General features: G+C 74.4%; 2 protein-coding genes. Both read right to left on the bottom strand.

Annotated features, from left to right (window positions below; translation table 11 throughout):
• Positions 1-163 precede the first annotated feature (163 nt).
• Positions 164-1,291, bottom strand: coding sequence for a DUF58 domain-containing protein (locus ITP53_RS54970; RefSeq protein WP_195903418.1), 1,128 nt, complete (start codon positions 1,289-1,291; stop codon positions 164-166).
• Positions 1,288-2,122, bottom strand: an 835-nt coding sequence (locus tag ITP53_RS54965; protein WP_207757756.1) for a fibronectin type III domain-containing protein, incomplete at its 5' end; no start/stop codon positions are given. The genes ITP53_RS54970 and ITP53_RS54965, both read right to left, overlap by 4 nt.

Genomic DNA, 2,122 nt, shown 5'->3' with positions numbered 1-2,122 from the left:
CCTCAACACCACACCGCCTCCCCACGCGCCGCCCCCACACCGCGCCGTCCCGAACCCGAACCGCATCGTGCGGGGCCCCGTCCTGCCTGTTCCGCACCGCGTCGTGCCGGAACCGGGCCGCGTCGTGGCCGGTCCGCGGCAGGCGGCCGGGGTGGTGGGGTGGTTAGCGTGGCCATGTGGTCGCCAGGTCGTCGAGGTCGCTTACTTGGACGACGGTCACCCCGGGCGCTGAGGGAGGAGCGGCGCCCGGCTCGGGGTCGCCGACCCGTACGAACAGGACCTGGTCGAAGCGGCGGCGTACGGCGGCGGCGTCGGCGAGGGTCGCGAACGTGCCGCTGACCAGCACCAGCACCCCACCCGAGCCGGCCCGGCGCAGGGCGTGGAGCGGCGGCTCGGCCCCCGGCTCGCGCTCGACCACGGCGAGCCGGTCGAGTACGTCCTCCGCCTCCCCAGGCCCGCCCTTGGCGTGCAGCAGCTCCCCCGAGCCGGTGAACAGCCGCACGGGGAACCGCTCGCGCGCCACCGAGCAGGCGACCGACGCGGCCACGTCCACGGCCAGCTCGAACTCGTCGTCCCCCTCGTACGACGAGTGCCGGTTGTCCAGGACGGCGACGGTGTCCGGCAGGTTCACGTCGGTCAGTTCCTTGACCATGAGCACGCCGGTCCGCGCCGTCGACCGCCAGTGGATGTGCCGCAGGTCGTCGCCGATCACGTAGTCGCGCAGCCCGTTGAAGCCGGCGGCACCGTTCGGCGCGGACCTGGAGGCCAGGCCGTCCAGGTGGCGCCGCCGTCCGGCGTGCGGTGACGGGAGCGGCACCGTACGGGGCCTGACCAGGAGCAGGGTGGGACGCCCGTACGCGATCGAGCGCCGCGCCAGCCCGAACGGGTCGCCGCGGTCGAGCAGCAGCGGCCCCACGGGCGTCTCACCGCGCCGCCGGGTCGGCAGCCGGTACGACACCGTCCGCGAGGTACGGCGCGCCAGCGGCGGCAGCTCGACCGCGACCGTCGTCCCCCTGCAGGTGTCGCGGGCCACCAGCCCGGACAGGGCCCAGCGGCCGGTGTTGCGTACGTGCAGGAGCGCGACCGCCGGCTCGCCCCTGGCCACCTTCACCGGCGTCACCTCGCGGCGCACGTCGAGCCGGGCTCCGCGCAGCGTCCACAACGCGCTCACGCCCACGGCTGCGACCCCGGCCACGGCCAGGACCGCCGACTGGGCGTACCCGAACGGCGCCCCCAGGGCGTAGAGCAGCGCCGAGGCGGCCACCAGGCCCCAGCCCGCGCGGGTGATCACTCGCACTCCCAGAGCGGGGGCGCGGGATAGCCCCCCTTCGGGGTGTCCATGAGCACGTCGTTGAGCCAGCCGTTGCCCCGGCCCGACTCCACCTTGTTCCAGACGTTGCTGCTCATGCCCGTGTCCGTGTCGGTGTAGGCGGCGCCTCTGGTCTGGCAGATCACGGTCATGGTGATGTACTCGCCTCGCGGGATCCGCCCCGCCTCCCTGCCGGGATTGGGTCCCGGGCGGATCAGCGTGTCCCTGTGGTTGTTGTTGGCGTTGCGGAACTGCCCGCGGGGCGGCTGCAGGTCGGCCCTGGCCTCGGCCCGTTCCTGGCTCTCGCCCGCGGCGTTCTTGGCGCGCAGCGTCCAGGTGTAGGCCTGGCCGTTCTTGAGCCCGGTCACCTCGGCGCCGGTGCCGGTGGGCGCCTGCGGGTGGTTCCCCGGGCCTTCCAGGATGTACGTGGCGTTCCTCGCGTTCTCCGGCGGCGACCAGGTCAGGTCGGCCCCATGGTTCTTGCCCTTGGCGGTGAAGGCGGCGGGCCTGCCGGGGGCGACGCAGGGGCGCACGGGGATGGACGGCTCGGAGAGGACCTCGCCGCCGTCGTACTCGGCGGCGACCCGGAAGGTGTACTCCTGGTCGCACCGGCCGCCGGTGACCCTGAACTGGAACGGGCCGTCGGGCTGGGCGCGGGAGGGTGTGACGTCCGCGCCGTCCGGGGCGCCGCGCAGGGAGTAGCCCGTGACCTCGCCCTCGCCGGAGGGGGAGAACACGATCTCCATCCAGCCCGGCCCGGAGTCGGCCGTGACTGTCCCCGGAGGATCAGGGGTCCTCGTGGGAGTGGGAGTG

It is taken from the genome of Nonomuraea cypriaca (assembly GCF_015645445.1).
Lineage (GTDB): Bacteria > Actinomycetota > Actinomycetes > Streptosporangiales > Streptosporangiaceae > Nonomuraea > Nonomuraea cypriaca.
This window is presented reverse-complemented; position numbering and strand designations above follow the sequence as displayed.